At 66.3% G+C, this 332-nt stretch carries 1 protein-coding gene; it reads right to left on the bottom strand.

The window, feature by feature from the left end:
* A partial coding sequence (locus tag ACZ92H_RS29595; RefSeq protein ID WP_465051991.1) for a two-partner secretion domain-containing protein occupies positions 1-332 on the bottom strand: 332 nt, incomplete at both ends.

Below are 332 nucleotides of genomic sequence, written 5' to 3'. Positions count from 1 at the left end.
CCCGCCGCCAGCGCTACCGAACCCAGGCGCGCCTGGATCGTGCCCTCGTTCGACACGTTCGCGCCCAGCAAGGCCACGTAGCCGCCCGGCGCGCTGATGCTGCCCTGGTTCAAGACCTTGCCCGTGCCATTGCCGGCAAACTGGTACTTGCCGGCCATGAAGTCGGCGTTACTGATATCCAGGGTCGACGCCACCAGGCCCGCCGTATTCACGGAGGCGCCCTGGCCGAACAGCACCCCATTCGGGTTGACGATGAAGACCTTGCCATTGGCCGACAAGTTGCCCAGGATGGTCGTGCCGTCATTGCCCAGCACCCGGTTCAGGGCCACCGC

It is taken from the genome of Janthinobacterium foliorum (assembly GCF_978021625.1).
This window is presented reverse-complemented; position numbering and strand designations above follow the sequence as displayed.